Source organism: Candidatus Hydrogenedentota bacterium, from assembly GCA_012730045.1.
Classification (GTDB): domain Bacteria; phylum Hydrogenedentota; class Hydrogenedentia; order Hydrogenedentales; family CAITNO01; genus JAAYBR01.
On the sequence record JAAYBR010000104.1, the window covers coordinates 25,291 to 52,065 of the forward strand.

The following is a 26,775-nucleotide window of genomic DNA, read 5'->3' on the forward strand; positions in this document are numbered from 1 at the left end:
CGCCCTCACCACACCGGCTCGGTGAAGTCGCCGTCCGGGGCCTCTTCGGGCGCCGTTTCAGGCGCCGCCTCGGGGGCGGCTTCCGGGGCCGCCCCGGGGGCGGGGGTCTCGGGGGTGCCGGACTCCGGTTCGGCGGTCTCCGCCGGCGCGGCGCCGCTGCCGTTGCGCTTCTCCGCCTCCTCGGCGGTCATCTGCGTGTCATGCACGTCGCGGTGGTGCTTCTTCACCGTCTCCTCCCACACCGCCCCCTCGTTCAGCAGGTCGAGGGCGCGCTGAAGCTGGAGGTCCTCCACCGTCTCCGCCGTCACGGGATAGTCCGTCATGCTGCCGTGGTTCTGCCTGTACTGGTTGTCCGGGGCGTTCTCAAAGGAGGTGAACATCTGCTTGGCGAGGGCCTCCTCCTGCTCCTGCGTCATCTCGGACTCCACGTCCGGCAGGATGCCCTGGTGGTCAATCGTCACGTCGGCCGGCGTGTAGTAGAGCGCCGTGGTCAGGCGCAGCGCCGTGGTTTCGGGCTTCATCAGCGGGATGATCGTCTGCACGCTGCCCTTGCCGAAAGTCTTCTCGCCCACCACCAGCGCACGCTCGTAGAACTGGAGCGCCCCCGTCACAATCTCGGCGGCGCTCGCCGTCTGGCTGTTTGCCAGCACGATCACCGGCATGCCCTCGGGCAGCTCGGGCTTGCGCCCCGTCACCAGCCGCTGGTCGTCCTTGTTCGCCTTGCCGTCGGCCCCGGTGCGGCCGCGCGTGTAGGTCACCAGCGACCCCTTCGGCAGGAACAGCTCGCACACGTCCTTGGACGCCGACAGGAGCCCGCCCGGATTCCACCGCAGGTCGAGCACGAGGCCCTTCGCCCCGGCGTCTGTGAACTCCTTCAGGCGCTTGGCGAGGTCGGCCCCCGAGTTGTCCTTGAAGTCGCTGATGCGGACATAGGCGACGCCGCCCTTCAGCATCTGCGCCTCCTTGATGCTCTCCAGCGGCACCTTGTCCCGGCGCACCTTGAACTCCAGAATCTCCAGCGGGGAGTCGGCCGGGGCGTTCTCCGTCTTCCGGCCGATGGACAGCGTCACCGTTGTGCCCCGGCGGCCCTTGATCAGATTCGCCGCGCCGGCCGTGTCCATCCCCTTCGTGGACTGTCCGTCCACCGCGAGGATGCGGTCAAAGGCCTTGATGCCCGCCTGGGCCGCCGGCGAGTTGGGGAGCGGATGGAACACGATGATCCCGCCGTCCTCCTCCTGCTTGATGGACACGCCGATCCCCTCAAACTCCCCCTTCGTGTCCTCCCGCATCGCCTCCAGGTCGGCCGCGGAGATAAAGGAGCTGTTCCGGTCCAGGGACCCCATCATGCCGATGAGCGCCCCCTCCACCACTTTCTCCACCTCCACATCGCGCACATACTCCCGGAGGATGGTGTCCATCACCACCCCCACGGGCTCCAGCTCCCGGTAGACATCCGTCTCGTCCGCCGCGTGCAGCCGCGCGACAAACCCGTTCGAGAGCAGCAGCGCCCCCGCCAGAAGAAAGCCAAACAGGCTGAAAAACTCGGCTTTGCTGTTACGCTTGGGCATGAAACACCTTTCCTGCCCGGCCCCCCGAAGGGGTCGGAAACACACCACACCGCCCGCGGACGCCCGGAATCCGCCCGGGCGCGCCTCCCGCAAAACCGGCCCGCAAGGCCCCGCGCGGCGGCAAACGAAGTGTAGCAGATACCCCCCGCCCGTTGCGAAACGGGGAAAAGGGAACCGCCGCCCCGTGAGTCGCCAAGACCCCAAGACAAGGCCGCCGGGACGGCGGCGGTACGGCAAAACCCGCGCATAACCGCCACCGTACCGCCAGCGTCACGCTGGCCTTGTCTTGGGGTCTTGCAGAAACGCCGTCGTCCCGGCACGCCGTTCTTTGAAAGCCCGCTCATCTTTGGCCGTCGCTGATACTCCGCCTCGCTCAGTCCCCGTGCCGGGCCTCCTCCCGCCACAGATCCGGAACACGCGCCTTGATGATCGGCCAGACTCCCCGCAAGAGCAGAGAAAAAAGCTTGACGCCAAGAAAAAGGCCCGCATGCACCAGTAGGATCATGTCGCCGGCGGCCCCCATGTCCGGGGAGAACCGGGCAATGGCCCTAAACCCGGCCAGCAGCAGGCAAAGACTCAACATCCGCGCCCATGTTCCCGAGAATCTGCAGGCAAAAAGGGTGCCGGCATACAGCCAGACAACCCCAAGCATGAGTCCGATAGACGCTCCCCCCTCCATTGAAGAGGACATGGCATGCTGCGCAACAGTTCCGAGCACCGTCAGATCAATCAGTGAAACGCTGTATTGAGGCAGCAGGCCGGTATTCAGGGGGATGGCATCCGCGCGAGCCGCCCTTTTCCAGACCAACCCGTGGAAACACGACAGCGCCACAAAAACAAGGGACAACCCCGCCATGAGAAATGCGATTGCCTCGTTAAACACCCTGAACTGATAGATGAAAAGGAGAACAAGTGGAACGAAGCCGGCGTAAACGATCCTTGGAAGCCAGTATCCGCCGGTAAAGGCGGCCAAGAGCATCAGGAATCCGCACGCAGTCCAGAAGATCACCGCAAACCCGCTGGCAAATGCGCGCGGATTGTCCATCGTGTGCGCGGTAAGGGCGAGGAAGTTTATGACAACGAAGAACAGGGACGCGGACATCCTGAATGGGTGCATTTCCGGTTGCGCATGGAAATGTCTCTCAATACGGTCCAAGTCTATCATTCCCACACCATCCTCCCGGGCACACCGGCCACCATCGGGCGGGCCGCAACACCTGACCGGAAGTCTATCACACTGCAACCAGCCCGGCAGAGTGCGTCCCAGGAGACCTCCCAGTCGCAACAGATTTCGCGGCGGGGGCTTGTCGGGCCAGACGGTCGGACCGGTCGGACCGGTCGGACCCGTCCGACTGCGCGGGAGGCCCGCGGCTTTCTGGAATTCGCCGGGGGAAGGTTGTACACTGGGGGCCCCAACCGAAAGGATCTTCCCATGCGACGTTTTGCCATTCTGGGGCGTGTCTCGTCCCGCGCGGCGGTGTCCGCGCTTGTGTGCCTGGCGGTGTTTGCGGCGGTTTCAACGGCGTGGGCGCAGCCCGCGACCGTGGTGCCGGTCCCCCGGAACGACCAGGGCTGGATGGACCGCCATGAGTCCATGAACGCCCGCGTGAAGCAGGGGAACGTGGACATGCTGTTCATCGGCGACTCGATCACGCACGGCTGGGAGGGCGGCGGCAAGGGGGTGTGGGAGAAGTGCTACGCCGACCGGAACGCCGTGAACCTGGGCATCGGCGGCGACCGCACGGAGCATGTGCTGTGGCGCCTGCAGAACGGGAACATCGAGGGTGTCTCCCCGAAGGTGGCGATGGTGATGATCGGCACGAACAACCACCGGGACAATTCGGCGGAGGAGATCGCGCAGGGTGTGGAGGCCATCGTGACCCTGCTGCGCCAGCGCCTGCCGGAAATGCGCATCCTCCTGCTGGCCATCTTCCCGCGCGCCGACGTGGCGCCGGAGTTCCAGCAGAAGGTGAAGGACGCCTCGGCGCTGTTCTCGAAGCTGGACGCGGACCCGATGGTGGAGTATCTCGACATCAACGCGGTCTTCCTGGACCAGGACGGCAACCTGCCCAAGGAGGTCATGCCGGACCTGCTGCACCCGAATGAGAAGGGCTATGAACTGTGGGCGGAGGCCGTGGAGCCGTACCTGGCCCGCCTGGCGGCGCAGGCCGACGGCTGGACGCCGCTCTTCAACAACCGCGACCTCACCGGCTGGAAGCAGGTCGGCGGGGAGAACCAGACGTGGAAGGCCGAGAAGGGCCTGCTCGTCACCAGCGGCGAGGGCGGCGGCTGGCTGTCCACCACGAAGGAATACGGCGACTTCGAGCTGTCCGTGGAGTTCCGCGTGCCGGCGAACGGCAACAGCGGCGTCTTCATCCGCGCCCCGCACGACGGCAACCCCGCGTTTGAGGGGTCGGAAATCCAGGTGCTCGACGACTACGGCGACGAGTACAAGACCCTGAAGCCCTGGCAGTACTGCGGCAGCGTGTACAGCACCATCGCGCCGTCCACCCGCGCCACGAAGAAGGCGGGCGAGTGGCAGACGATGGTGATCAGCGTGAAGGGCCAAAAGATCCAGGTCACGCTGAACGGCACGAAGATCGTGGACGGCGACCTGTCGGAGCACGCGGACAAACTGGCCGAGCACCCGGGCCTCAAGCGCACCAGCGGCTACATCGGCCTCCAGAACCACAGCACCCTCATGGAGTACCGCAACCTCCTCATCAAGGAGCAGTGATCCCCGGAGCGCCGCACGGTGCCCCCTGAAACACCGCCGCCCCGGCCCGCAGTGACGCGGACCGGGGCGGTTTCGTGTGCGTCAGCCCGGACTACGCCTCGAGGGCGTTGCCGGTGCCGAGGTTGAGCCAGCCAACCCCCAGCTTGCTCAGGGCATAGCCCGTCTCCTTCAGGTGGTCGCCGTAGGACAGCATCCAGTGGAAGCCGCGCATCTCGCGGGCGAGGAGGGCGCAGTCGCCCTCGATGCTCACGTCCACCTGCGCGCGGCAGATGTCCATGGCCGGGTTCTCCACGACCTGCCCGCGGAAGCCGATCCACCGCTGGTTGTTGAAGTCGGGGTCTATCACCGTGACCGTCTGGCCCAGGCACATCTCCACCTTGGGCGCCGCGCCGTAGTCGGACTCGAAGTGCGTCTGGATCACCGCCTTCTCCAGCGTCTTGCCGTCCATCCGGCGCGGCGCCGTGCAGTGGGCCAGCGTGATCACCCCGTGGTGCGGATAGGTCGGGTCCTGCAGGAACACCGGCGTGGACGCGACATGGTGCAGCAGCACGCCGGACGGGATCACCACGAAGTCGGACTCGCAGAAGGCGAGCTTGCCGGAGTCGTTCAGCAGGGTCAGGGACAGGCAGGCCGTCGTCTCGGACATGGGCATGATCACGCTCATGCAGTTGTTGATGGTGAACACATCGGTGTTGTGGTCGGCCATCACGTCCTCGAACACCTCCGCCAGCAGGAACGCGCGGGACACATACCCCATGTCCGTCTCCAGTTTGACCTTGGGGTCGTCCACATAGGCCTTCGCGTCGTCCTCCGCCCGGCGCACCCGCGCGGGGTCGTTCCGCGCCGAGGCGATGCGCTTCGCCAGATCCTCGTAGGGATAGTTCACCAGGTTCATCTTCCACGTGGTGGAGCTGATGTCGGGCGCCTTCCGCCCGCCCTCGCCCCAGCCCGACGCCCCGCCCAGGCACACCACCGTGGAGCCGACGGTGTTCTTCAGGGCATAGCACGCGCGCATCCGCCACAGAACATCCTCATAATCGTCCACCACCACGTCGGCGGGCATCAGACCCGGCTGGCCCAGCTCGTCCACCGTTTTGCGCAGCAGCCGCGGGCTGACGATTTCGTACCACAGGTAGACGGGGCCGGAACGGTGGCGTACGAACACGAGGTTGTTGCGCTTGTCGGAGAGGAGCGGCTCCAGCTCGCCCGACGCGCCGTAGATCAGCATCAGGTCGGCGTCGCCGTCGCGCAGCGCCGCCGCCTTGTCCCCGCCGCGCACCCATTCCAGCGGCCGGATCTCCAGCGGAAACTCCGCCTTCGCCTTCAGGCCCGCCAGTTCCCGGTTAATGCGCACCATCTCCGTCTGGACGTCGCCTTCGGTTTTAATGCCGCCCCAGGGACGCCAGCTGGTCGCCTCGCGCCGCTGGTAAATCTCCGCCACCAGCACCGGCTGCACCACCAGCGTCTTCTTCGCCACCGTGGGGCGCACGCGCGGCGTCACCGCCCCCCGCTCCCTTGCCGATGTGGCGCAGCCCGTCACGGCCGCCGCCCCCGCCGCGCCGCCCAGCGCGGCGAGAAACGACCGCCGCTTCATCCCCTCCAGCGAACAGCCGCAGCAACCCGAATGCCTGTGCTCCATTGTCTCACTCCTGTGCTGTTGGCCCCGTCCGGCCGAAGCCATTCTAACCAAGCCCCGGGCATCCGTCAATGGCAATCTTTTCCCTTGCGCCGGTGAGGCGCACACGACGCGCTCCGGGGGGCGCGTTTTCCGGATACCCGAAACGGGCCCGGAACCACTGAAAAGACCGCCGCAGCCCTACCGACCGTTCGGTACGGGCAGAGCGGTTTTGTATACCGAACATTAGGTATAGCTGTTCGCGTTGATGCTTATGGTGCTAATCGGCTGTTTTGTTTGCTTACTTTTTCTGGATTTTTTCATTTTTGCTTTTATTTTGCAAAGACTTGTGCTATCCTGTCCTGGGCTTCCGAAGTATTCTCTGCTTGCCGGGAAAGCCGCAGGAAGCCCGTCCTTTGTCGGCAGTGTAGAACCGCAACACGCAACCGCTCCTGACGGGGCATGGAGGTCTTGTATGACAGAGGTACGAAAAGATGCATGTGTCTGCGCCGAGGCGGCCACGGAGGAGGAACTCCTGGCCCGTCTGGACACCGTGCTGGCGGACTACAAGGACACGCCCGGCGCGCTGATCCCCGTCCTCCAGATCACCCAGAGCCTGTTCGGCTACCTGCCGGAGCCGGCGCTCAAGAAGATCGCCGAGAGCCTGGGCAAGTCCTTCAGTGAAGTGGCGGGCGTGGTCGGCTTTTATTCCTTCTTCACCACCCAGCCCCGCGGCAAGCACCTGGTGCGCGTGTGCCTTGGCACGGCGTGCTATGTGCGCGGGGGCAAGGACGTGCTGGACGCGCTCAAGGGCGCGCTGAAGGTGGATGTGGGCGGCACGACGGAGGACCGGGACTTCTCGCTGGACGTGGGGCGCTGCTTCGGCGCCTGCGGGCTCGCGCCGGTCGTTGTGGTGGACGACGATGTCCACCAGGGCGTGCGCCCGACCCAGATTTCGAAAATCCTCGACCAGTACCGCGAGAGCGGGGCGGACGGAAAAGGAGGCGTGTCATGACCACAAAGATCACCTCTGTCGCCGACCTCAACGCCGCGCGCGACGCGCGCCGGAAGGAGCTGGCGGCGTTCAGCGGCAAGACCCTCCTGCTGTGCGCGGGCGGCGGCTGCATCGCCTCCGGCGCGTTCAAGGTGGAGACGGCGCTGAAGGACGCCCTGGCGAAGGCGGGCATGACGGACGTCCACGTCCGCATGGTGCACACGGGCTGCATGGGCCCGTGCGTCTCCGGCCCGCTCGTCCAGATTGACGACATTTTCTACGAGCACGTGGCCCCCGAGGACGCGGCGGACATCGTCGCGATGCACCTGCAGAAGGGCCAGCTGGTGGAGCGGCTCCTGCGCAAGGACGCCGAGGGGAAGCCGATCCCGCGCAGGGACGACATCCCCTTCTTCGCGAAGCAGACGAAGCTGGCGCTGCACAACTGCGGGAAGATCGACCCGCAGCTCATTGAGGACTACATCGCGGCGGAGGGCTACCAGGCCCTGGCGAAGGCGCTCGGCGCGCTGGGCGCCGACGGGGTCATCGAGGAGATGAAGGCCTCCGGCCTGCGCGGGCGCGGCGGCGCGGGTTTCCCGACCTGGATGAAGTGGAGCTTCGCCCGCAAGTCCGAGGGCGACATGAAGTACGCCCTGTGCAACGCGGACGAGGGCGACCCGGGCGCGTTCATGGACCGCAGCATGCTCGAGGGCGACCCCCACAGCGTGATCGAGGGCATGGCCATCGCGGCGTGCGCCATCGGCGCGCCGCAGGGCTATGTCTACGTGCGCGCCGAGTACCCGCTGGCGGTGGAGCGGCTGCGCATGGCCATCGGGCAGGCCCGCGAGACGGGGCTGCTGGGCGCGAACATCCTCGGCTCCGGGTTCTCCTTTGACCTGGAAATCCGCATGGGCTCCGGCGCCTTCGTCTGCGGCGAGGAGACCGCCCTCATCACCTCCATCGAGGGCAAGCGCGGCGAGCCGCGGCCCCGCCCGCCGTTCCCGGCGGTCAAGGGGCTGTGGGGCAAGCCCACCATCCTCAACAACGTCGAGACCTACGCCAACGTGCCGTCCATCATCCTTAATGGCGGCGCGTGGTACGCGCAGCACGGCACCGAGAAGAGCAAGGGCACCAAGGTGTTCGCCCTGGCCGGCAACATTGTGAACGCCGGCCTGGTCGAGGTGCCGATCGGCATGCCCCTGGGCGACCTGGTCCACGACGTCGGCGGCGGCATCCCCGGCGGCAAGCAGTACAAGGCGGCGCAGCTCGGCGGCCCGTCCGGCGGCTGCATTCCCCGCGAGTACCTGAACACCCCCCTCGACTACGAGTCCCTGCAGGAGCTCGGCGCCATCATGGGCTCCGGCGGCATCGTGGTCATGGACGAGGACCACTGCATGGTGGACGTGGCCCGTTTCTTCCTGGAGTTCGTCCAGGAGGAGTCCTGCGGAAAGTGCGTCCCCTGCCGCGTGGGCACCAAGCGAATGCTCGAGATCGTCACGCGCATCTGCAACGGCGAGGGCGAGGAGGGCGACATCGAGAAGCTTGAGGAGCTCGGGAAACAGGTCCGCGACACGTCGCTGTGCGGCCTCGGCCAGACCGCGCCCAACCCGGTGCTCTCCACCATCCGCCACTTCCGCAACGAGTACGAGGAGCACATCCGCCAGAAAAAGTGCACGCCGGGCATCTGCCCGTCGCTGGTGGACTCCCCCTGCCGCAGCGCCTGCCCGGCCAACGTGGACATTCCGGGGTACCTGGCGCTTGTGAGCGAGGGCCGCATCGCCGAGGCGCTGCGCCTGCACCGCGAGCGGAACCCGCTGGCCGCCGTGTGCGCCCGCGTGTGCTTCCACTCCTGCGAGACCAAGTGCCGCCACACGCTGGTGGACGGCGAGTCCGTGGCCATCCGCGGGGTCAAGCGCTTCATGGCGGACCAGGAGGTCACCGTGCAGCTGCCCGACGTCCGCGAGAACCCCGAAAACGCGAAAAAGAAGATCGCGATCATCGGGGCGGGCCCTGCCGGGCTCTCCTGCGGGTACTTCCTGGCGCGCATGGGCTACAAGCCGCAGATCTTCGAGGCCGAGGAGCGCCCGGGCGGCATGCTGGTGCAGGCCATCCCGGCCTACCGCCTGCCCCGCGAGATCCTCGCCCGCGAGGTCCGCATGATCGAGAACATGGGCGTCGAGATCCTGACCGGCAAAAAGCTCGGCCGGGACTTCACGCTGGAGGGCCTGAAGGAGCAGGGCTATGAGGCCGTGTTCCTCGGCGTGGGCGCGCCGCAGGGCTCCAAGATGGGCATCCCCGGAGAGGACGCGGACGGCGTCGTGGACGCCATGGAGTTCAACAAGACCTACAACATGCGCGGGTCCGTGCCCGTCGGGAAAAAGGTCATCATCGTCGGCGGCGGCAACTCCGCCGTGGACGCCGCCCGCACGGCCCTGCGCCTGGGTGCCGAGAGCGTCACCATCGTCTACCGCCGCAGCCGCGAGGACATGCCGGCCTACGACGAGGAGATCGAGGAGGCGACGCACGAGGGCGTTGAGCTCATGATGCTCACCCTCCCCGAGGCCATCCTCACGGAGAACGGCAGGGTCTGCGGCGTGCGCTGCCGCCACATGTCGCTGGCGGGCTTCGACCGCAGCGGCCGCCGGCGCCCCGAGGCCGCCGGCGACTCCTTCGTCCTGCCGGCGGACCAGGTCATCTCGGCCATCGGCCAGGCGCTGGACCTGGACGCCCTCCTGGGCGGGGTCGCGGTGAAAAAGCAGAACAAGCAGTTCATCGAGGTGAACCCGGTCACGGGCCAGACGAGCGCGGGCTGGATCTTCGGCGGCGGCGACGCCGTCACGGGTCCGGACTCCGTGGTCGGCGCGGTGTCCGCGGGCGAGCGGGCCGCCGTCGGCATTGACCACATGCTCACGGGCGCAAACCACGCCTTCTGGCGCACGGACAAGCCGGTGCCGGTCGCCTTCGACCCCGAGGAGGCCCCCGCCGCCTTCGCCCGCGAAAAGATGCCCACCATCCCCGTGGAGCGTCGCAAGAACAGTTTCGAGGAAGTCGAGCACTGCTGGGAAGCGCCCGTGGCCACGCGCCAGGCGAAGCGCTGCCTCCGGTGTGAATTCGGCAAACGCGTTTGAACACCAAGGAGACAACCATGAGCGAGACAACTGTGGCAACGGTGAATCTCACCATCAACGGCGCCGCCGTGCAGGCGGAGCAGGGGATGTCCATCCTCCAGGCGGCCCGCGCCGCCGGAATCCGCATCCCCGCGCTCTGCTATCTTGAGGGCATCCAGTGCATCGGCGCCTGCCGCGTCTGCCTGGTGGAGGTCGAGGGGGCCCGCGCCCTCGCGGCCGCCTGCTCCACCCCCGCCACCCCCAACATGGTCGTGCGCACCAACAGCCGCCGCGTCCGCGAGGCGCGCCGCACGGTCGTCGAACTGCTCCTCTCGGAGCACGCGGGCGACTGCACGACCTGCGACCGCAACGAGGACTGCGAACTCCAGAAGCTCGCCCACGAGCTGGGGATCCGCGAGAACCGGTACGTGGGCGAAACCGCCGCGCCGCGCATGGACCTGTCCACCCCCGCCCTGGTGCGCGACAACAGCAAGTGCATCAAGTGCCGGCGCTGCGTGAGCGTCTGCGGCGAGGTGCAGGGCGTGGGCGCGCTCTTCCCGCAGGGGCGCGGCTTCGACAGCGTGATCGGCCCCGCGTTCGCGCGCGAGCTGGCCTCGGTGCCCTGCGTCCAGTGCGGCCAGTGCGCCGCCGTCTGCCCCGTAGGCGCCATCACGGAGGCGCAGCACATCGAAAAGGTGTGGAACGCCATTGACGACCCGGACATGCATGTCGTCGTCCAGACGGCCCCGGCCATCCGCGCCGCCCTCGGCGAGTGCTTCGGCTACGAGCCCGGCACCCTGGTGACGGGCAAGATGGTCGCCGCCCTGCGCCGCCTCGGCTTCGACGGCGTCTTTGACACCAACTTCACGGCGGACCTCACGATCATGGAGGAGGGCACCGAGCTGCTCACCCGCCTGAAGAGGGCGCTGGTGGACGGCGAGCAGGTGCCCCTGCCCATGTTCACGAGCTGTTCCCCCGGCTGGATCAAGTTCGCCGAGTACTACCACCCCGACATCCTGCCGAACCTGAGCACGTGCAAGTCGCCCCAGCAGATGTTCGGCGCCATCGCGAAGACGTACTACGCGAAGAAGCTCGGCAAGAAACCCGAGGAGATCTTCTGCGCCTCCGTCATGCCCTGCACCGCCAAGAAGTTCGAGTGCTCCCGTCCCGAAATGACCGACAGCGGCGTGCAGGACGTGGACGCCGTCCTTACCACCCGCGAGCTGGGGCGCATGATCGAGGCGGCGGGCATTGACTTCAAGAACCTCCCCAACGAGGAGATGGACGCGCCCCTCGGCGTCTCCACCGGCGCGGCGGACATCTTCGCCAACACGGGCGGCGTGATGGAGGCCGCTCTCCGGACCGCCTACGAGCTTGTCACCGGGCGGCCCCTCCCCGCGGACAATCTCCATGTGGCGCCGATCATGGGGCTTGAGGGCATCAAGGAGGCCTCCCTCACGATCGAGGGCACCGTGGAGGCGTGGAGATTCCTGGAGGGGGTCACGGTGAAGGTGGCCGTGGCCCACGGGCTGGCCAACGCCGACAAGCTCATCAAGAGCATCAAGTCGGGCGAGCGCCAGTACCACTTCATCGAGGTGATGACCTGCCCCGGCGGCTGCATCGGCGGCGGCGGCCAGCCCCGCTTCTGCACCGACGACGTCCGCAAGGCCCGCATAGCAGCCATTTACCAGGAGGACGAGGGCCGGCCGCTGCGCAAGTCCCACGAGAACCCCGCCATCAAGCAGATCTACGAGGAGTTCCTTGGCCATCCGCTCGGCGAGGTGTCCCACCACCTCCTGCACACGCGCTACACGCCCCGCGAGAAGGTGTGACCTGACCCGCCCCCTGCATTTCGCGGGCGGGCGGCCCTTTCGGGCCGCCCGCCCGTTCCTTTCGGGGCGTGCTCGGAAGGGGGATGCCCTGGAGCGAAATGCGGTTGTGATGCCATGGATGCCGGGACCGCCCAGGGAGGGGACACGGGCTGGAAGCCCGTGTCCCCCCAGCATCCGGCTCCGGCATCCTCGTTCAGACAAAGAGCGGCGCGCCCCCGTGACGCCCCCCCCCGCCGCCCCCATCGGTGTTCATCGCCGTTCATCGGTGGTTCCCTCCCCGTTTCCTTAAACAGCAACGGGCGGACGGCCCTTTCGGACCGTCCGCCCGGATGTTCCAGACGGGCTCCCCGGCTTACAGGGAGTCGAAATTCCGCTGCCAGGGGGTGCCGTTCTCGGACGCCACCTGGCGCTCGGCGAGCATCTGCACCTTGTTCTGGTAGTCGGGAACGCGGTTGGCCACGACGGTGGCCTCAATGGCCTTCTGGGCGTCCACGGGCAGCGCCTCGCGGAAGCCCCACTTGGGCGCGTCCACCGTGCCGAGGTTCTCATAGACACCGATGTTCTTGCCGTCCAGCGTGCGGTAGTACACGCCCCAGTTGCCCCGCAGCAGGCACTCGGCCCACTTCTGCGTGGTCACGCCCAGGCTGTCCGTCACGGGCAGGCGGGCGAAGAAGTACTCGTTCGACCGGGCGATCTCCATCTCGCGCATGTAGAAGGAGGCGTACTCCTCCTGCAGCGCCGGATCCACCCACTTCGCGGCCGCGGCCTTGTCGCGCAGCGACTGCACGGCGCCCAGGCGCATGGTGTAGTCGTACTTCTGCGGCATGAGGGGCATCGCCTCCTTCACCTGGATCAGGAGACGGTCAATGTTGTGCACCAGGGCGTCCTTGGTCGCGATGCTGCGGGCGTTGGCCTCCTCCAGCTCGCCCACATAGCCCGTGAGCCGCTCCACTTCCGCCACCAGGCCGCGCTGGCGGGCCTGGATGATCGCCGTCTCGTTGCGCAGGTCCTCGTAGACGGCCTGGGCGTTCGCGAACTCCTCGTTCTTGTCGGCGATCTGCTGCTCCACGGAGGAGAGCTGGCTCTGGCGCTCGGACAGCGTCCCGTTGGTGGACTCCACCTGGCCGTTCAGCTGCTCCAGCTGCTGGGACTTCTCGCTGATGAGGCGCTCCAGTTCGATCCGGCGCTCCTCGGTGATCTCCACGCCGGACCCGTCCGCGGCCGGAATGGACTGCAGCGTGGCGATGCGGCTGTTCAAGCTGGCAATCTGCTGCTCCCGCTCCGCGATCTGGCCCTTGAGCGGGCTCTGCAGCGATGCGGGCAGGAAGGCCAGATAGTCGTCCAGGAACGGACGCGCAAGGATGCCGCCGAGGATGAAGATAATCCACGTGACAATCACGACCATCGGGCTGAGGCCGCCCTTCTTGGCCGTGATGCTCTTGCCGCTCCTTCCCACGGGGCCGCTGGGGCCGCTGGGGCCGGTCGAGGCCGCGCCGATGCCCGCGCCCACACCGCCGAAGCCCATGTCCATGCCGCCGCCGAAGCCCGTGTCGGGGCCGAAATCGGGGGCGGGAGTGCTGGCCCCGGGGGCCGCGCCCCCGAAGGCGTCCGGGGCGCCGATGGCGGGCGTCTCCACGCCGAAATCCGCCTCACCGAAGACCGGAGTCTCCGGGGCCTGCGCCGGCGCGGGCGTCGGGGTGCCAAAGGAAAACGTGGAATCCGCCGGGCCGAAGGCGCTGTCAAAGATCGGCGTGTCGAGGCTGGTGTCGGGGCCGGGCCCAATGTCCGGGGTCTCGGGGGAGAAATCGCTGTCTGCGGCGAGATCCTGGAAGCCCGTTCCGCCACGCCCAAGGCCGAACGAGGACACCTGTCCCACATCATCGAATCCGGGGGGCGGCGGTTTGATGTTGCCGCCCGCGGGCATGGGCGTCTCGATGTTAATGTCGCCGACAGGCGGCAAGCCGCCCTGTGCGCCCGGATCGTGCGTCTCAAAATTCGCCAGCGGAGGAAGCTCGCTTTCGTCGAGTCCTCCACCCGAATCAAAGTCGCTCAGCGGCGGAAGATTGCCGGCGCCCATGTCGTCTGCCGGTCTCTTCTCGTTCTCTTCCGGGGGCTCCGCGCCAAAAAGGTTGTCATCGGCCATCAGACCTACCTCCGTTCGCGTGTTTCTACCGTCTCAGTCCATTGGACCACGCTGTGCATTCTAGCATGGACGGGCAAAAGTGTCAAGAATCTTTTTACAAAAAAATCGCCCGGGGGAAACGGGCATCCGAGGCCCCTGGAGACCCCAAATCCGCCGTTCTCCCGCGAGTTTCCGTACAAGCTCCGTCAGAATCTGCGATTTCCCCGAAAGCGGGCACCCGTCATTTCAGGGCATGACCACTCCGATTGTCAAGAGTATATTTGCGTAAATCCGCTGTTCGCCCGTCACAATCTGGAGGCACGTGTCCGGACCGGAAGCCTCCTCGTAAAAGGTGAACCGGTCATAGGAGACCAGCGGCACCTCCTGGAGAAGACTGCGGAACTCGTGAAAGATGGCGGGTTCCGGGCCGTCCGCCGGCTCCATGACCGCCGCCTCCTCGACGGGAATCGCCGTGAGCACCACCTTGAGGACATCGGTGGCCGAAGGCATGCCCGGCGCCAGGTTCAGGTACACCAGGGCCGCATTGTCCCCCAGTTGCGTGCTGGCGGGATAGTTGCCGTCCGTGATGAGCACCCGGGAGCCGTGCCCGGCGGATGCCAGGGCCTCCAGAATCTCGGGATGGGTCAGTCGCTGTTTAAGCATGGTTTCCTCTCTTCTCCGTGCGGACTTCCGCCATCATAGACCAATGCGCCCGCGCATTCAACCAGGGGCGTCAGTATTCCTCGGAAAACGGCGCCGCGCCGAAAAGCCGCTCGACCTCGGGCAGCAGGCCCGGCTCGCGGCTGGCCAGCTGCTGCAGGACGTTCATCGCGCCGCCCCAGTCCCCCAGGGCAAGACGGCAGCGTCCGAGCCCCAGGGCCGCATGCACCATGAGCTCCGCCGCCCCCTCCCGGCGGCCGAGCACCCGCTCGTACTCCGCGGCGGCCGCGGCGGGATCGTTCATCCGCTCCAGCACGCGTCCCAGGGAAAGGTGGATGTCCGCCACATCCGGGGCCCTGCCCGTGCGGAGGGCGGCCTCATAGTGCCGCCGCGCGCCCGCCGGATTCTTGAGCACGTCCTCATACGTCACGGCGAGATTATAATGCACCCGGGCCGACCCGGGGTTCTCGGCCAGCGTCGCGCGGAAGAGCCGTTCGTTGTCGTGCCAGTCGGCGTTGCGCGCCGCCGTCAGGGGAAGAAAGAGCAGCACCAACGCCAGGGCCGCCGCGGGCATGACCCGGCGGAACGCACCCCGCTCCCGGTGGATGCCCTCCATGAAGGCCCACCAGAACCCCGCCATGGGCACGTACATCCAGTGCTCCGCCAGCGGCGCGTTGATCGGAAACACCCCCGAAATGGGCAGCCACGCGGCGATGAACCAAAGGATGCCCCCGGCGATCCGGAACCGGCCCGACCGGACGGCCAGCACCCCGGCGGCTACCAGGGCAAGGAACGCCGCCGCCCCGGGCAGCGCCAGCCATCCGGGATAGCCGTCCAGGGTCCACTCCATGTGCAGCCCCGTGGGCAGGAAGAGCAGGCGCAGATACAGGGCAAACGCCTGAAAAACGTCCACCAGGCGGTTTCCCAGCGGGGCCGCCTCCGTCGCCGCCGCGTCCGCCGGGGCGAAATTCAGGACTGTGGCCCGAAGGGCGATGTAGGTCCCCACCACGAGCACCGCCGCCGCCAGGGGGGCAAAATGCCCGGCCGCGCGCGGCGCCGCCTCCTCCGCAGACGCGCGTTTTGCCGCCCAGTCCACCCCCAGCACCACCGCCAGCAGCACGGGAAACACGAGGCTGGATTCCTTGCTCAGCAGGGCCCCCGCCAGGCACGCCATCCCCGCAGCCCCGGCGAGGGCGCGGCGCGCGCCGCCGCGCCCGGAAAGGCACAGCAGCAGCGCCGCAAACATGAGCGCGGCGGACATCATGTCCGCCCGGCCGCTGATGTAGGCCACGGCCTCCGTGTGCAGGGGATGCACCGCGAAGACCGCCGCAGCCCCGGCGGCGGCCGCGACAGGGGTGCCCAGCCGCAGGAGCAGCAACAGGAGCAGCACGGCAGCCAGGGCGTGCCAGCCGATACTGTCGAGGTGAAACACCAGGGGGGGCACGTCCGGATAGCCTTTTCCCGACGCGGCCGTCGCCTCGGGGGAGGGCCCCCCGGAGAGCAGATAATCCGCCATGAACGAGACGGAGAGCAGGGGCCGGTAGAAGTTTCCCTGCCCCATGCCGAAGGCATGCTGGTCCTCAAGAAAGAGCTGGCCGATCTTGGAGGGGTCCTGAACGTGGCGGTGCAGGAGCACGGACGACACATCGTCCCACACCCACCCCCCGTCCAGGGTGTTCACATAGGCGGCCGCCGCAAGGACGGCCACCGCCGCCCCGGCCAACCAGACCCGCTGGCGTGTGTTCATCGGTCGCGCTTTGTCCGTCCCGGAGGGGGGGTCAACTCTGGCGCTTCCTGGGTCCGGGACACTCCCACAGGAAGTTGACGGGCTTGTACTCCAGCTCCACGGACTGCTGGTCGCCGATAATCCGGACCAGGCGCAGCAGGTCCTGGTCGTTCTCCTGGGAACCCACCTTCGCGGGCCGGTAGAACTCCTCGCCCTCGCGAATCTTGAAGGTCTCCTCCTGCTGGGTTTCGGGGTTGGTCACCGACAGGAACGAGTAGATTTCGCTGCCCGACTTCATGAACCCCGTCACCACCACGCTCGGCCGGGCCATCATCAGCTCGGCGTCGCGCTCGGCCTTGGCGTAGCGGTCGCTTTCGGGCTGGAGAATCTTGTACAGCTCGCAGCAGGCCTTCACCTTGACCCAGCGGTTGTCCTGCCGGAAACTGCGGATGCCGTCCTCAATGTCCCGCTGGATCATGCCCAGGGCGGCGCGGCCGTTGTCCGTCGCCGACATCTGCATCTTCATGCCGTTGAAACTGGCGACCAGAGCGGCTGCGGCATCGGACCCCATCCCCCCCTCGGCGAACAGCGCGCTCAGGTTTCCCTTCATGGTCGCGTGATGCTCCTCGGGGGTGGGTTCCGGCGGGGGCGGCGGCGTCTCCGGCGGCGGCGGCGGGGGCGGCTCGGGCGCGCAACCCGGCGCGGCCGCAAGAAGCAGAAGCATGCACGCCAGACCAACCAGAAGATGCTTTCCCATCGCAATATTCCTCTTGTTTTGACCGAATCTCCTCGGAGCCAATGCTACCACAGCCTCCGGGGGGGATACAATTCCAACCCCGAAAAACGGGTGCGGGCCCGGGGGGGGATTCTGGTATGATGGGCCGGCGCGCCGCCGCGGGATCCCCCCGCGCGCGGCACCCGCCGGACAGGGCGCATGGGAACACCTACCTCCGTTGACTGATTTCAAGGAAAACGCGGGCATCGCCGCCGCTTTCACCCAAATGGGCAGGCTTCTGGAACTGTCCTCCGACGAGTCCGCCCGCGTGCGCGCCCTCCTGCGGACCGCGGACCTCCTGCTCGCCTGCCCAGAGTCCGTGGAGACCCTGGCCCGCGAGAACCGCCTGCGCGCGCTCACCGGCATCGGCGCCTCGGCCGAACGGATCATCCGCGAATGGCTGGAAAGCGGGCGCATCGAGCAGCTGGAGCGCCTGCGCCTGCGCGTGCCCGAAACCGTGCTGGACCTCCTCGATGTCGAGGTGCTCAACCCGGTCCAGGTGCGCACCCTTTCCGTGGAGCACGGCATCGCCTCGGCGGAGCAGCTCCGCGAGGCCTGCCTGGCGGGACGGGTCGCCGCCATGAACGGGTTTGGCACGGAGCTGGAGAACCGCATCCTGAACAGCCTTCAGTCGCTGGACGAGCGGCAGGGCCGCTACCGCATCAATCTGGCCTCCGCCGAGGCGGAGCGCATTCTCGGCCACCTGCGGGCTGCGGGGGAGGACGGGGAGAGTTCTGTCGCCGGACGCGTTCGCCGCTGCCGCGAGCTGGCCGAGAAGATCGTCCTGGTCGCCTCCTCGAAAAACCCCGGGGCGCTCGTGAGCGCCTTCCTCGCAACGCCGGGGGCCACCGAGGCCACCTACCGCCTCCACACCTCGGCGAGAATCCGCATGGAGTCCGGCATTCCGGCGGTGCTGCATGTGACCCCCCCGGAGCGTTTCGTCCCCTCCCTCGTCCACCACACGGGGTCCCGCGGACACCACACCATGCTCCGTTACCACGCCGAGAAGCGCGAACTGCGCCTGACGACCAGCCAGTTGCTGGATGCGTCCGGCACGCCGGTCCCCTGCCGGGACGAGGAGGCCCTTTACCGGACCCTGGGCCTCCCCTGGATCCCGCCCGAACTGCGGGAGAACACCGGCGAGTTTGAGCTGAAGAAGACGCCCCGGCTGGTGGCGCCCGGGGATGTGCGCGGCATCGTGCACTGCCACACCACCTGGTCCGACGGCCGCGACACCCTGCCGGACATGGCGCGCACGGCGCGCGAGCTGGGGTACCAGTACATTGCCGTCACGGACCACAGCCAGTCGGCGGACTACGCCAACGGCCTCGACCGCGCCCGCGTACTCAAACAGCACGCCGAGATAGACCGGCTCAACGCGGCGCTTCCCCCGTTCCGCATCCTCAAGGGCATCGAGGCGGAAATCCGCGTCAACGGCACGCTGGACTATGACGACGACACCCTCGCCCTCTTCGACGTGGTCATCGTGTCCGTCCACACGGAAACGGACATGAGCCGCCGCGAGGCGACGCGCCGCGTGATCCGCGCGATGGAGCAGCCCCATGCCATGATCCTCGCGCACCCCACCGGACGGGTGCTCCTCAACCGGCCCGGCTACCTGCTGGACCTGGACGCCGTGGCGGACGCCGCCGCCGCCAACCAGGTGGCCATTGAAATCAACGCCAACCCGTCCCGGCTGGACCTCGACTGGCGGCACCTGCGCCGCGCCCGCGACCGGGGCGTGAAGTTTGTCATCGGCCCCGACGCGCACCAGACCGCGGGGCTCTGGAACATCCCCTTCGGCGTGGGCATCGCCAGAAAGGGATGGCTGGCGCCCGAGGACATCCTCAACTGCAAACCCGCCGGGGAGTTCCTGAAATGCCTCCGAAAAGGGTGACCGCCGCCGAGCGCGGGCGCGCGGAGGAGATTTACCGCATCCTGGAGGAATGCTATCCCGACGTGCGCTGCACCCTGGAGTACCGCAGCCCCTTCCACCTGCTGGTCATGACCATCCTCGCCGCGCAGTGCACCGACGCGCGCGTGAACCTGGTCTGCCGCACCCTGTTTGACCGCTTCTCCACCCCCCGCGACTTCATGAACGCCCCCGCCGGGGAGCTGGAGCGGGAAATCCACTCCTGCGGTTTTTTTAACCAGAAGGCGAAATCCATCCGTCAGACTTCCCGCATGCTGGAGGAGGAATACGGCGGAATGATGCCGGACACGATGGAGGCCCTCCTGCGCATGCCCGGCGTGGGGCGCAAGATCGCCAACGTGATCCTCGGCGAGTGCCACGGGAAACCCGCCGTCATCGTGGACACGCACTGCCAGCGTCTCGCCTTCCGCATGGGATTCACCAAACGGGAGGATCCGGCGGGTGTGGAGCGCGACCTCATGCGGCTCTGGCGGGAGGAGCACTGGACCCTTTTCTCGCACCGCCTGGTCTACCACGGGCGCGCCGTCTGCACCGCCCGCGCCCCCAAGTGCGCCGAATGCCGCATTAATCTTCTGTGCCCGAAGCGGGGGGTCGGAAAAACCGCCCCCGGAAAAACGAAGACACCATGACTCCCGGCAAGGAACCCGCGAAGAAGAAACCCGGACGGAAGGCTTCCCCGGCGAAACGGAAACCCGCCGACCCCCACCAGCCCGACCTTTTTGACGTGGCCGGGGAAACCCCTCCCGAAAAGCCGAAATGCACCCGGACGAAGAAGTCCCCCGCCACGCCCGCAGCGGAGAAGAGGCCCAAGGCCTCCCCCCGGCCCGCCCCGCCGGCGCAACCCGCGCCCATACCCCGAAGCACCCCCCGGGTCCCGGAGAGGAGAACGGAACGCGCCGATGAGCTTCCCCAGCCCGCCGCGCGGGTTCCCCATCTTTTTCTCGCCGTTGTGGCCTATGTCGCCGTCGTGCTGGTCTATGACACCTTTGTCACCCTGGGTGATGTGCGCACCATTAACTGGGCGGTGTTCGCCTGGCGGCCGGCGCATCTGGCGGCGCTGCTTCAACCCTTTCTGGGGCGCGGCCTGACCCAATGGCTCCACTCCCCCCTTCTGGAACAGTTCGACCTCTTCAAACTGACCGCCTGGGGCATCATCCCCTTCCTCCTGTGCCTGTGGCGGCTCGACACCGGCTGGTTCGGGCTGGACCGGTGGAAACGCTCCGACCGCGCCCTGCTCCTCGTGGCCTGCGTGCTGGCCGTCGCCGCCGTGGGGCTGGTGCGCCTGGTGCCCCAGCTCGCCGAAATCTACCCCGCCGCCCCGCGCGGCCTCGCGTTTTCAAAACGGCTCCTCCTCCTGGGGGGAGGGCTGCTGTGGGTCGTCTCGTGGATGCCCGCGTGGGAGTTCCTCCACCGTTACTTCCTCCTGCGCAGGGTTGCCGCCGACTTCCCCAAGTACGGCTGGCTGGTCGTGCCCCTCAGCGAAACGCTCTACCACCTCCAGAAGCCGCCCCTGGAGGCGGCCGGCATGCTCGTCTTCTCCCTCATCGCCACCTGGTGGACCCTCAAGCGGCGCAACCTGCTCCTCCCCCTGCTCGTCCATCTGGTCATTGAGGTCGCCCTTCAAGTCCTGCTCGTTGTCTGAGGCCCCTCAGGGGACCCCGGGCCGGCCTGTCTCGGCGGAAACGCCCTCCGGTACCGGAAACAGCGAAACCAGCACGTTCTCCCCCTCGACCCGGCAATGGTACGCCCGCAGCGGGCGCCCGTCGCCGCCGACGCAGGCCCCCGTCGCCAAATCGTAGCGCCACCCGTGGCGCGGGCAGACCACCACGCTCCCCTCGCGGCGGCCGCCGGACAAATCGGCCCCCTGGTGGCGGCAGCAGTTCTCCATCGCCCGCAGCACGCCCTCCCCATCCATGTACACCCGCACATGCCGCCCCACCACCCGCACCGAACGCGACACCCCCGGCGTGAACTCCGCTACCTTCGCCACACGCACAAACTCCATGACAGCCTCCTGGGGGGGGCGCGGCGGGTTGTGCCGCGCGGCACACACCGGTACAATGGCACCGTCGCCGGTGGACGGAATAACTCTACCACCCGGGCGCGTTCTTCTTCGCATCGGCGTCAGCCGGAAACCAAAGGAGCGGAAACATGTCGGACGCGGAAAACAGCGCGAAACACTTCAGGGCGGACATGGCGGTCGCGGAGGCCATGGCGGTGCATCCCCGCGTGGCCGAAGTCTTCGCCGCCTTCCACCTCGGCGGCTGCGCCCACTGCGGCATCAGCCACTACGAGACCATCGAGCAGGTCTGCGCCGCCTACGGCGTCGAGGTCGAAATGCTCCTCGAGGTCCTCGAGGGCATCATGGAAAAAGATCCCCTCCCCGAAGCCGGCCAGTAGGCCCGGCGCTTCCAGAGCCCAAATCAAATGATGGTTCCGGCTGGCCCGCCCCGCGCGGACCAGCCGTTTTCTCTCCCTAATCGCCGACGGCGTTCCGATAATGGTCGCCGCGTCGGCCGGGGCGTTGGCGGGCACGAGATGGCTTCGGTCGCTGCGCTCCTTCGCAATGACACGCTACCCCCCGTCATGGCGAACGAAGTGAAGCCATCTCGTTCCCGCCAACGCACCGGCCGGCGCGGTGTTTTCCTGCACGAGTGCCCGCGTTTCTTGAGAAGCCGTTTCCGGCTGGTATATGGTTTGACCATGCGGCGCTTTCCGGCGCCGGGGTGTCCCACGCAGGTCTGGATTGCGGCCCATGAGCAAGAGTCCCTATCAGCCGCCCTACACACTCACCCCCGCCATGCTTCGCCTGGTGGCGGAGATCGGCGAGATGGTGGGCCGTTACACGGCCCTGGCCGAACAGGCGCTGACACCAAAACTCCGGCGCGACAACCGCATCCGCACCATCCACGCCTCCCTGGCCATCGAGGCCAACACGCTCACCCTGGAGCAGGTCACCGCCGTGATTGCGGGCCGGCGGGTGCTGGGGCCGCCCCGCGAGGTGCAGGAGGTGAAAAACGCCTTTCAAGCCTATGAGGCCCTGGAGCAGTGGGCCCCCTTCCGGGAGGCGGACCTCCTCGCCGCCCACGGCATCCTGATGGCCGGTCTGGTGGACCGTCCCGGGGCCTATCGCCTGGGCAAGGTGGGGGTGTTCCGCGGGAAGACCCTGGTCCACATGGCCCCGCCCGCGGCCCGGGTTCCGGGGCTGGTGCGGAATCTCCTGGAGTGGATCGCCAGAACGGAGGAGCATCCGCTGGTGGTCGCCTGTCTCGCGCACTACGAGCTGGAGTTCATCCACCCCTTCGACGATGGCAACGGGCGCATGGGAAGGCTGTGGCACACCCTCCTCCTGCGCGGCTGGCGGCCCCTGCTTGCCTACTTGCCCGTTGAAACGGTGGTGCATGAATGCCAGGAGGACTACTACCGCGCCCTGGCCGAATCCGACAGGGCCGGGGACGCCTCCCCGTTTATCATGTTCACGCTCGGGGCGCTTTCCCAGGCCCTGGCCAATGTGGCGACCGACCAAGTAACCGACCAAGTAACCGACCAAGTAGCGCGGCTGTTGCGGGTGTTCGGCGGGGGCGAGGTGAAGGCAGGTGACCTGATGGCGGCGCTGAAACTTTCCCACAGGGCGTCTTTCCGGACCTCCTATCTGGATCCGGCACTGGCGGGGGGATGGATTGAACGGACAGACCCCGAGTCTCCCAGAAGCCCGGCGCAGGCTTACCGGCTGACGGAACGGGGGCAAAGATGGTTGCGCGACAATGAATAGAATCTCCTTTGTTCTTGCGGTTGCTCTCTTCCTGGCGGTTTCAGGTGCCGCATCCGCCGCCCCCCTGAACATCGCCTTCCTGAGCGCCGAGAGCGCGGCGGAGAAAATCGGGCCGCATGAGCGGGGCGCGTGGGAGACGGCGCAGACGCTGGGGAACGCCACGCTGCTGCTGTTGCAGGAGTCGGGAGAGTTTCAGGACCCGCAGGGCGCGGTCCGGAAACTGGAGGAGTTCCAGGTGGTCTGGTACCACCAGGGGGACGCCATCGCTTACAACGCCATGTACAGCGGCCCGGCGATCACCGCCCTCCGGTCCTATATTGGAAACGGCGGCGGCGCGCTGCTGTCGGGCGGCGCGCTGGCGCTCATTGACAATCTCGGCGTGGAGAGCTACATCCGGTCGCAGCGGCGGAACATCGAGAACTACCGCGACCCTGCCGCGCTGGTGCCGGAGGAACCCGCCCACCCGGCCTTCGCCGGGCTGCCGCTGGAGGACGGGCGCATCTGGCTGAGCGCGGGCGGGTGCCGGGCCCTGGCGGACTTCTACTGGGGCGGCCCGGGTGCGGCGATGGTGCTGGGGAACACCCCGCGCGGCGTGGAGCGGCCGTTGGCGGAGTACACCGTGGGCAAGGGCCGCTTCATCGTCTTCGGATGGCGCTGGCCCGACTATGCGGACATGGAAAACCCCCACCGCGAGAACCTGCTGCGCCTGACATCGAACCTGCTGGCCTATCTGGCCGCGCCGGACACCTGGGTGCCCTTCGCCATCCGCACCAAGTTCCCCGCGCGGCGGCACCCCGAAACGCCCGGTGTCACGGAGCAGCAATGGCGCGCCCTGCGCATGGCCGTCGAGGACCTGTCGAAGTCGTTCCCGGACGCCTATCCCGGCGGCGCGGGGTTCCTGGAGCGGCTGGCGGTGCTGGAGGCGGAGCAGGGCGCCCTTTCCGCCGGGAGCGGGCCGGAGGCCCACGCGGGGATCGTGGAGCGGTTCGCGGCGCTCCAGCGCGAGGCGCTGCTGGCCAACCCGCTGCTGGACTTCGACCGCCTGCTGATGATCCGGCGCTCCGCCGAGAACCCCGGCCTGCTCCACAACTCCTACGGCAACGACGACCTGCCCCCCGCGGCGTACCAGAACACCGTGGTCTCGCTGGACTACAAAACGCCGGGGGCCGCGCCGGAGACCCTGTACACGCCGCCCGCCGACGTGTATCTTGGCGACCTGGACCTGCACTGGGACGCCGAACGGATGCTCTTTTCCATGCCCGACGACACGGGCAAGTGGAACATCATGGAGCTGCGCCTCGCCGACGGCCAGTGCGCGCGGGTGTCCACCATCGAGGCCCCGGACATCCACAACTACGACGCGTGCTACCTGCCCGACGACCGCATCGTGTTCACCTCGACGGCCCCCATCATCGGCGTGCCCTGCCTCGGCGGGCGGTCCAAGGTGGCCAACCTCTACCTGCGCGGGCTTGACGGCGGCATCCGCCGCCTGACGAACGACCAGGACCACAACTGGTGCCCGGCGGTGCTGAACGACGGGCGGGTGCTCTACCAGCGCTGGGAGTACGCCGACATCGCCCACGCCTTCACGCGCCTGCTCTTCAGCATGAACCCCGACGGCAGCCGCCAGATGGAGTACTACGGCAGCAACTCCTTCTGGCCGACGGCCATGTTCTTCGCGCGGCCCGTGCCGGGCCACCCGACGAAGGTGGCCACCATCGTCGGCGGCCACCACGACGAGCCCCGCCAGGGGGAGCTGGTCATCCTCGACCCGACCCTCGGCCGCACGGAGACCAACGGCGTGGTCCAGCGGATTCCCGGCTTCGGCGAGAAGGTGGAGCCCGTGATCCTCGACGGGCTCATCTCCACGAGCTGGCCCCGCTTCCTGCATCCGTACCCCCTCAGCGAGAAATACTTCCTCGTGTCCTGCCGCCCCGCATGGGATGCCCTCTGGGGCGTGTACCTGGTGGACGTCTTCGACAACTTCACGCTCCTGTACGAGGAGCCGGGCCGGGCGATGTTCGAGCCCGTCGCCCTGCGCCGGACGCCGCGTCCCCCGGTGATCCCCGACATCGTGAAGCCCGAAAAGAAGACCTCGGAGGTCATGCTCGCCGATGTCTATGTCGGCCCCGGACTGGCCGGGGTGCCCCGGGGCTCCGTGAAATCCCTGCGGCTCATCAGCTACGACTTCACCTTCCACGGTCTCGGCGCGGAGCCGGACCGGGTGGGGCTGGACGGCCCCTGGGACGTGAAGAAGATCGTCGGCACGGTGCCCGTGGAGGACGACGGCTCGGCGTATTTCCGCATGCCCGCCATGACCCCCGTCGCCGTGCAGCCGCTGGATGCCGACGGCAAGGCGCTCGCCCTCATGAGGAGCTGGATGACCGGCGTTCCCGGTGAGACCCTGTCCTGTGTGGGCTGCCATGAGCGGCAAAACAACACGAGCGCGCCGGGGATGCAGCCGAAGGCCTTCCGGCGTCCGCCCTCCGACATCGCCCCGTGGCACGGCCCCCAGCGGGGCTTCTCCTTCGAGCGCGAGGTCCAGCCCGTGCTGGACGCATACTGCGTGGACTGCCACGGCCCGGACACCGGCCCCTTCGACCTCACGGCCAAACCGGCGGAGCGGGTGCCCTCGGCGTTCCAGATGCACTTCTCGCCGTCCTACATGGAGCTGCGCCGCTGGGTGCACACGCCCACGCTGGAGAGCGACGCGCACCTGCTCCCCGCGCGGGCCTTCCACGCGGACACCAGCCGCCTCGTCCAGATTCTCCGCGACGGGCATTACGGCGTGAGCCTCTCCCCCGAGGCATGGGACCGCCTCGTCACCTGGATAGACCTCAACGCCCCCTTCCACGGCACGTGGAAGGAGGGGGTCGCGTCCATCCCGGAGAAGCATGACCTGGCGCTTAAGGGCGCGGCGCGGCGGCGTGAGCTGCACGCGCGGTATGCCGGGATGGACGAGGATCCCGAGGCGATCCATCCCGCGCCCGTGCTGGAGAAGCAGGCCGCCGCCCCGGCGGAGACGCCCGCTGAACTCGTCATGGGCGGGCCCGTGACCGCGCCAGCCGTACCCGCCGGAACCCCCGCAGTGGAGCGCGTGGACCTCGGCGACGGCATGGCGCTGGAGCTGGTGCGCGTGGCGCCGGGGGAGTGCGCCCTGGGAACGGACCACGGCCTGCCCAACGAGGCGCCCGCGCGCCCGGTCCGCTTTGAACGGGGCTTCCTCATGGGGCGCTGCGAAATCACCAACGCGCAGTTCCGGCGCTTCGACCCCGCGCACGACAGCGGTCTGGAGACCGGCGAGGCCTACCAGTTCGGCGACGATGAGCGCGGTTTCACCCTGAACCGTCCGGAGCAGCCTGTGGTGCGCGTGTCCTGGGAACAGGCCGCCGCCTTCTGCGATTGGCTCTCGGCGCGCACGGGCCGCCGCTTCGCCCTGCCCACGGAGGAGCAGTGGGAGTACGCCTGCCGCGCGGGCACGACGACCCCGCTCTGGTACGGGACCAACGACAGCGACTTCAGCGCCTGCGAGAACCTCTCCGACGCCACGCACCACACGGTGTTCTACCCCCATGTGCCCACGGCGCTCCCGCCGTGGCGCGCGTCCGAGACCCGCTTCGACGACCACTGGCGCGTGTCGGCCCCCGCCGGCACCTTCGCGGCGAACCCGTGGGGGCTCCACGACATGCACGGGAACGTCGCCGAATGGACCGCGTCAGACTATCCCGCCGGCGGCGGGACCACGCGCAAAGTCGTCCGGGGCGGCTCCTGGCTCGACCGCCCCAAGCGCGCCCGCGCCGCCTTCCGCAACCACTACGAAAAGACGCAGACCATCCACGACGTCGGCTTCCGTGTGGTGGCGGAGGAGTAGGGAAGACCCAACGCAGGGCGCGGAGAGTCAGGTTGGAAAAGACGGCGGCAAGGGGGCTGCAAACTG

18 protein-coding genes are annotated in these 26,775 nt (G+C 67.8%); 10 read left to right on the forward strand and 8 right to left on the reverse strand.

The genetic code is table 11. The features are described from left to right. Window positions 1-5 precede the first annotated feature (5 nt). Both GXY15_10965 and GXY15_10970 read right to left on the reverse strand, forming a co-directional pair. Window positions 6-1,568: a S41 family peptidase gene (locus GXY15_10965; GenBank protein ID NLV41732.1), complete on the reverse strand. Its 1,563-nt coding sequence runs from the start codon at window positions 1,566-1,568 to the stop codon at window positions 6-8. Between the two features lie 373 nt (window positions 1,569-1,941). Further along, window positions 1,942-2,733: a hypothetical protein gene (locus tag GXY15_10970; protein NLV41733.1), complete on the reverse strand. Its 792-nt coding sequence runs from the start codon at window positions 2,731-2,733 to the stop codon at window positions 1,942-1,944. Between the two features lie 267 nt (window positions 2,734-3,000). On the opposite strand from GXY15_10970, the gene GXY15_10975 reads away from it, so the two are divergent. Further along, window positions 3,001-4,305, forward strand: a complete 1,305-nt coding sequence (locus GXY15_10975) for a DUF1080 domain-containing protein (GenBank protein ID NLV41734.1) — start codon at window positions 3,001-3,003, stop codon at window positions 4,303-4,305. A 91-nt stretch (window positions 4,306-4,396) separates the two neighbouring features. On the opposite strand, the gene GXY15_10980 is transcribed toward GXY15_10975, so the two are convergent. Next, entirely contained in the window at window positions 4,397-5,986 is a 1,590-nt protein-coding gene (locus GXY15_10980) for a sugar isomerase (protein NLV41735.1), read from the reverse strand. Window positions 5,987-6,395: 409 nt separating this feature from the next. Here GXY15_10980 and GXY15_10985 point away from each other — a divergent pair, with 409 nt between their 5' ends. Genes GXY15_10985 through GXY15_10995 form a run of 3 tightly spaced genes read left to right on the forward strand, consistent with a single transcriptional unit; the run spans window position 6,396 to window position 11,850 of the window. Beyond that, window positions 6,396-6,935 (forward strand): NAD(P)H-dependent oxidoreductase subunit E, encoded by a 540-nt coding sequence (locus GXY15_10985; GenBank protein ID NLV41736.1) that lies wholly within the window; start codon window positions 6,396-6,398, stop codon window positions 6,933-6,935. Next, window positions 6,932-10,039: an NADH-quinone oxidoreductase subunit NuoF gene (gene nuoF, locus GXY15_10990; protein NLV41737.1), complete on the forward strand. Its 3,108-nt coding sequence runs from the start codon at window positions 6,932-6,934 to the stop codon at window positions 10,037-10,039. The genes GXY15_10985 and nuoF overlap by 4 nt, the downstream gene beginning before the upstream one ends. A 17-nt stretch (window positions 10,040-10,056) precedes the next feature. Beyond that, window positions 10,057-11,850, forward strand: a complete 1,794-nt coding sequence (locus tag GXY15_10995) for a 2Fe-2S iron-sulfur cluster binding domain-containing protein (GenBank protein NLV41738.1) — start codon at window positions 10,057-10,059, stop codon at window positions 11,848-11,850. A 352-nt stretch (window positions 11,851-12,202) separates the two neighbouring features. On the opposite strand, the gene GXY15_11000 is transcribed toward GXY15_10995, so the two are convergent. From GXY15_11000 to GXY15_11015, 4 genes are all read right to left on the reverse strand, one after another. Next, entirely contained in the window at window positions 12,203-13,993 is a 1,791-nt protein-coding gene (locus tag GXY15_11000) for a hypothetical protein (GenBank protein NLV41739.1), read from the reverse strand. A 225-nt stretch (window positions 13,994-14,218) separates the two neighbouring features. After that, window positions 14,219-14,635 carry an RbsD or FucU transport gene (locus tag GXY15_11005; GenBank protein ID NLV41740.1) on the reverse strand — a complete coding sequence of 139 codons (417 nt, stop codon included), beginning with the start codon at window positions 14,633-14,635 and terminating at the stop codon, window positions 14,219-14,221. Between the two features lie 70 nt (window positions 14,636-14,705). Further along, window positions 14,706-16,379 carry a tetratricopeptide repeat protein gene (locus GXY15_11010; GenBank protein ID NLV41741.1) on the reverse strand — a complete coding sequence of 558 codons (1,674 nt, stop codon included), beginning with the start codon at window positions 16,377-16,379 and terminating at the stop codon, window positions 14,706-14,708. A gap of 31 nt (window positions 16,380-16,410) precedes the next feature. After that, window positions 16,411-17,115, reverse strand: a complete 705-nt coding sequence (locus tag GXY15_11015; GenBank protein ID NLV41742.1) for a hypothetical protein — start codon at window positions 17,113-17,115, stop codon at window positions 16,411-16,413. Window positions 17,116-17,311: 196 nt separating this feature from the next. On the opposite strand from GXY15_11015, the gene GXY15_11020 reads away from it, so the two are divergent. From GXY15_11020 to GXY15_11030, 3 genes are read left to right on the forward strand one after another with little or no spacing between them, the layout of a single operon-like run. Continuing rightward, window positions 17,312-19,030, forward strand: coding sequence for a histidinol-phosphatase (locus GXY15_11020; protein NLV41743.1), 1,719 nt, complete (start codon window positions 17,312-17,314; stop codon window positions 19,028-19,030). Further along, complete coding sequence (nth, locus tag GXY15_11025; protein ID NLV41744.1) at window positions 19,012-19,695, forward strand: endonuclease III; 684 nt, start codon at window positions 19,012-19,014, stop codon at window positions 19,693-19,695. Before GXY15_11020 ends, nth begins: the two co-directional genes overlap by 19 nt. Beyond that, on the forward strand, window positions 19,692-20,708 hold the full coding sequence (locus tag GXY15_11030; GenBank protein NLV41745.1) for a hypothetical protein: 1,017 nt from the start codon (window positions 19,692-19,694) through the stop codon (window positions 20,706-20,708). The genes nth and GXY15_11030 overlap by 4 nt, the downstream gene beginning before the upstream one ends. A gap of 6 nt (window positions 20,709-20,714) precedes the next feature. Here GXY15_11030 and GXY15_11035 read toward each other — a convergent pair whose 3' ends face one another. Beyond that, on the reverse strand, window positions 20,715-21,071 hold the full coding sequence (locus GXY15_11035; protein ID NLV41746.1) for a Rieske (2Fe-2S) protein: 357 nt from the start codon (window positions 21,069-21,071) through the stop codon (window positions 20,715-20,717). Window positions 21,072-21,217: 146 nt separating this feature from the next. On the opposite strand from GXY15_11035, the gene GXY15_11040 reads away from it, so the two are divergent. From GXY15_11040 to GXY15_11050, 3 genes are all read left to right on the forward strand, one after another. Further along, window positions 21,218-21,466, forward strand: coding sequence for a DUF1858 domain-containing protein (locus tag GXY15_11040; GenBank protein NLV41747.1), 249 nt, complete (start codon window positions 21,218-21,220; stop codon window positions 21,464-21,466). A 355-nt stretch (window positions 21,467-21,821) separates the two neighbouring features. Continuing rightward, window positions 21,822-22,838: a Fic family protein gene (locus GXY15_11045; GenBank protein ID NLV41748.1), complete on the forward strand. Its 1,017-nt coding sequence runs from the start codon at window positions 21,822-21,824 to the stop codon at window positions 22,836-22,838. Further along, a complete protein-coding gene (locus tag GXY15_11050) occupies window positions 22,831-26,709 on the forward strand; it encodes an SUMF1/EgtB/PvdO family nonheme iron enzyme (GenBank protein NLV41749.1) in 3,879 nt (1,292 codons plus the stop codon). The genes GXY15_11045 and GXY15_11050 overlap by 8 nt, the downstream gene beginning before the upstream one ends. Window positions 26,710-26,775 lie beyond the last annotated feature (66 nt).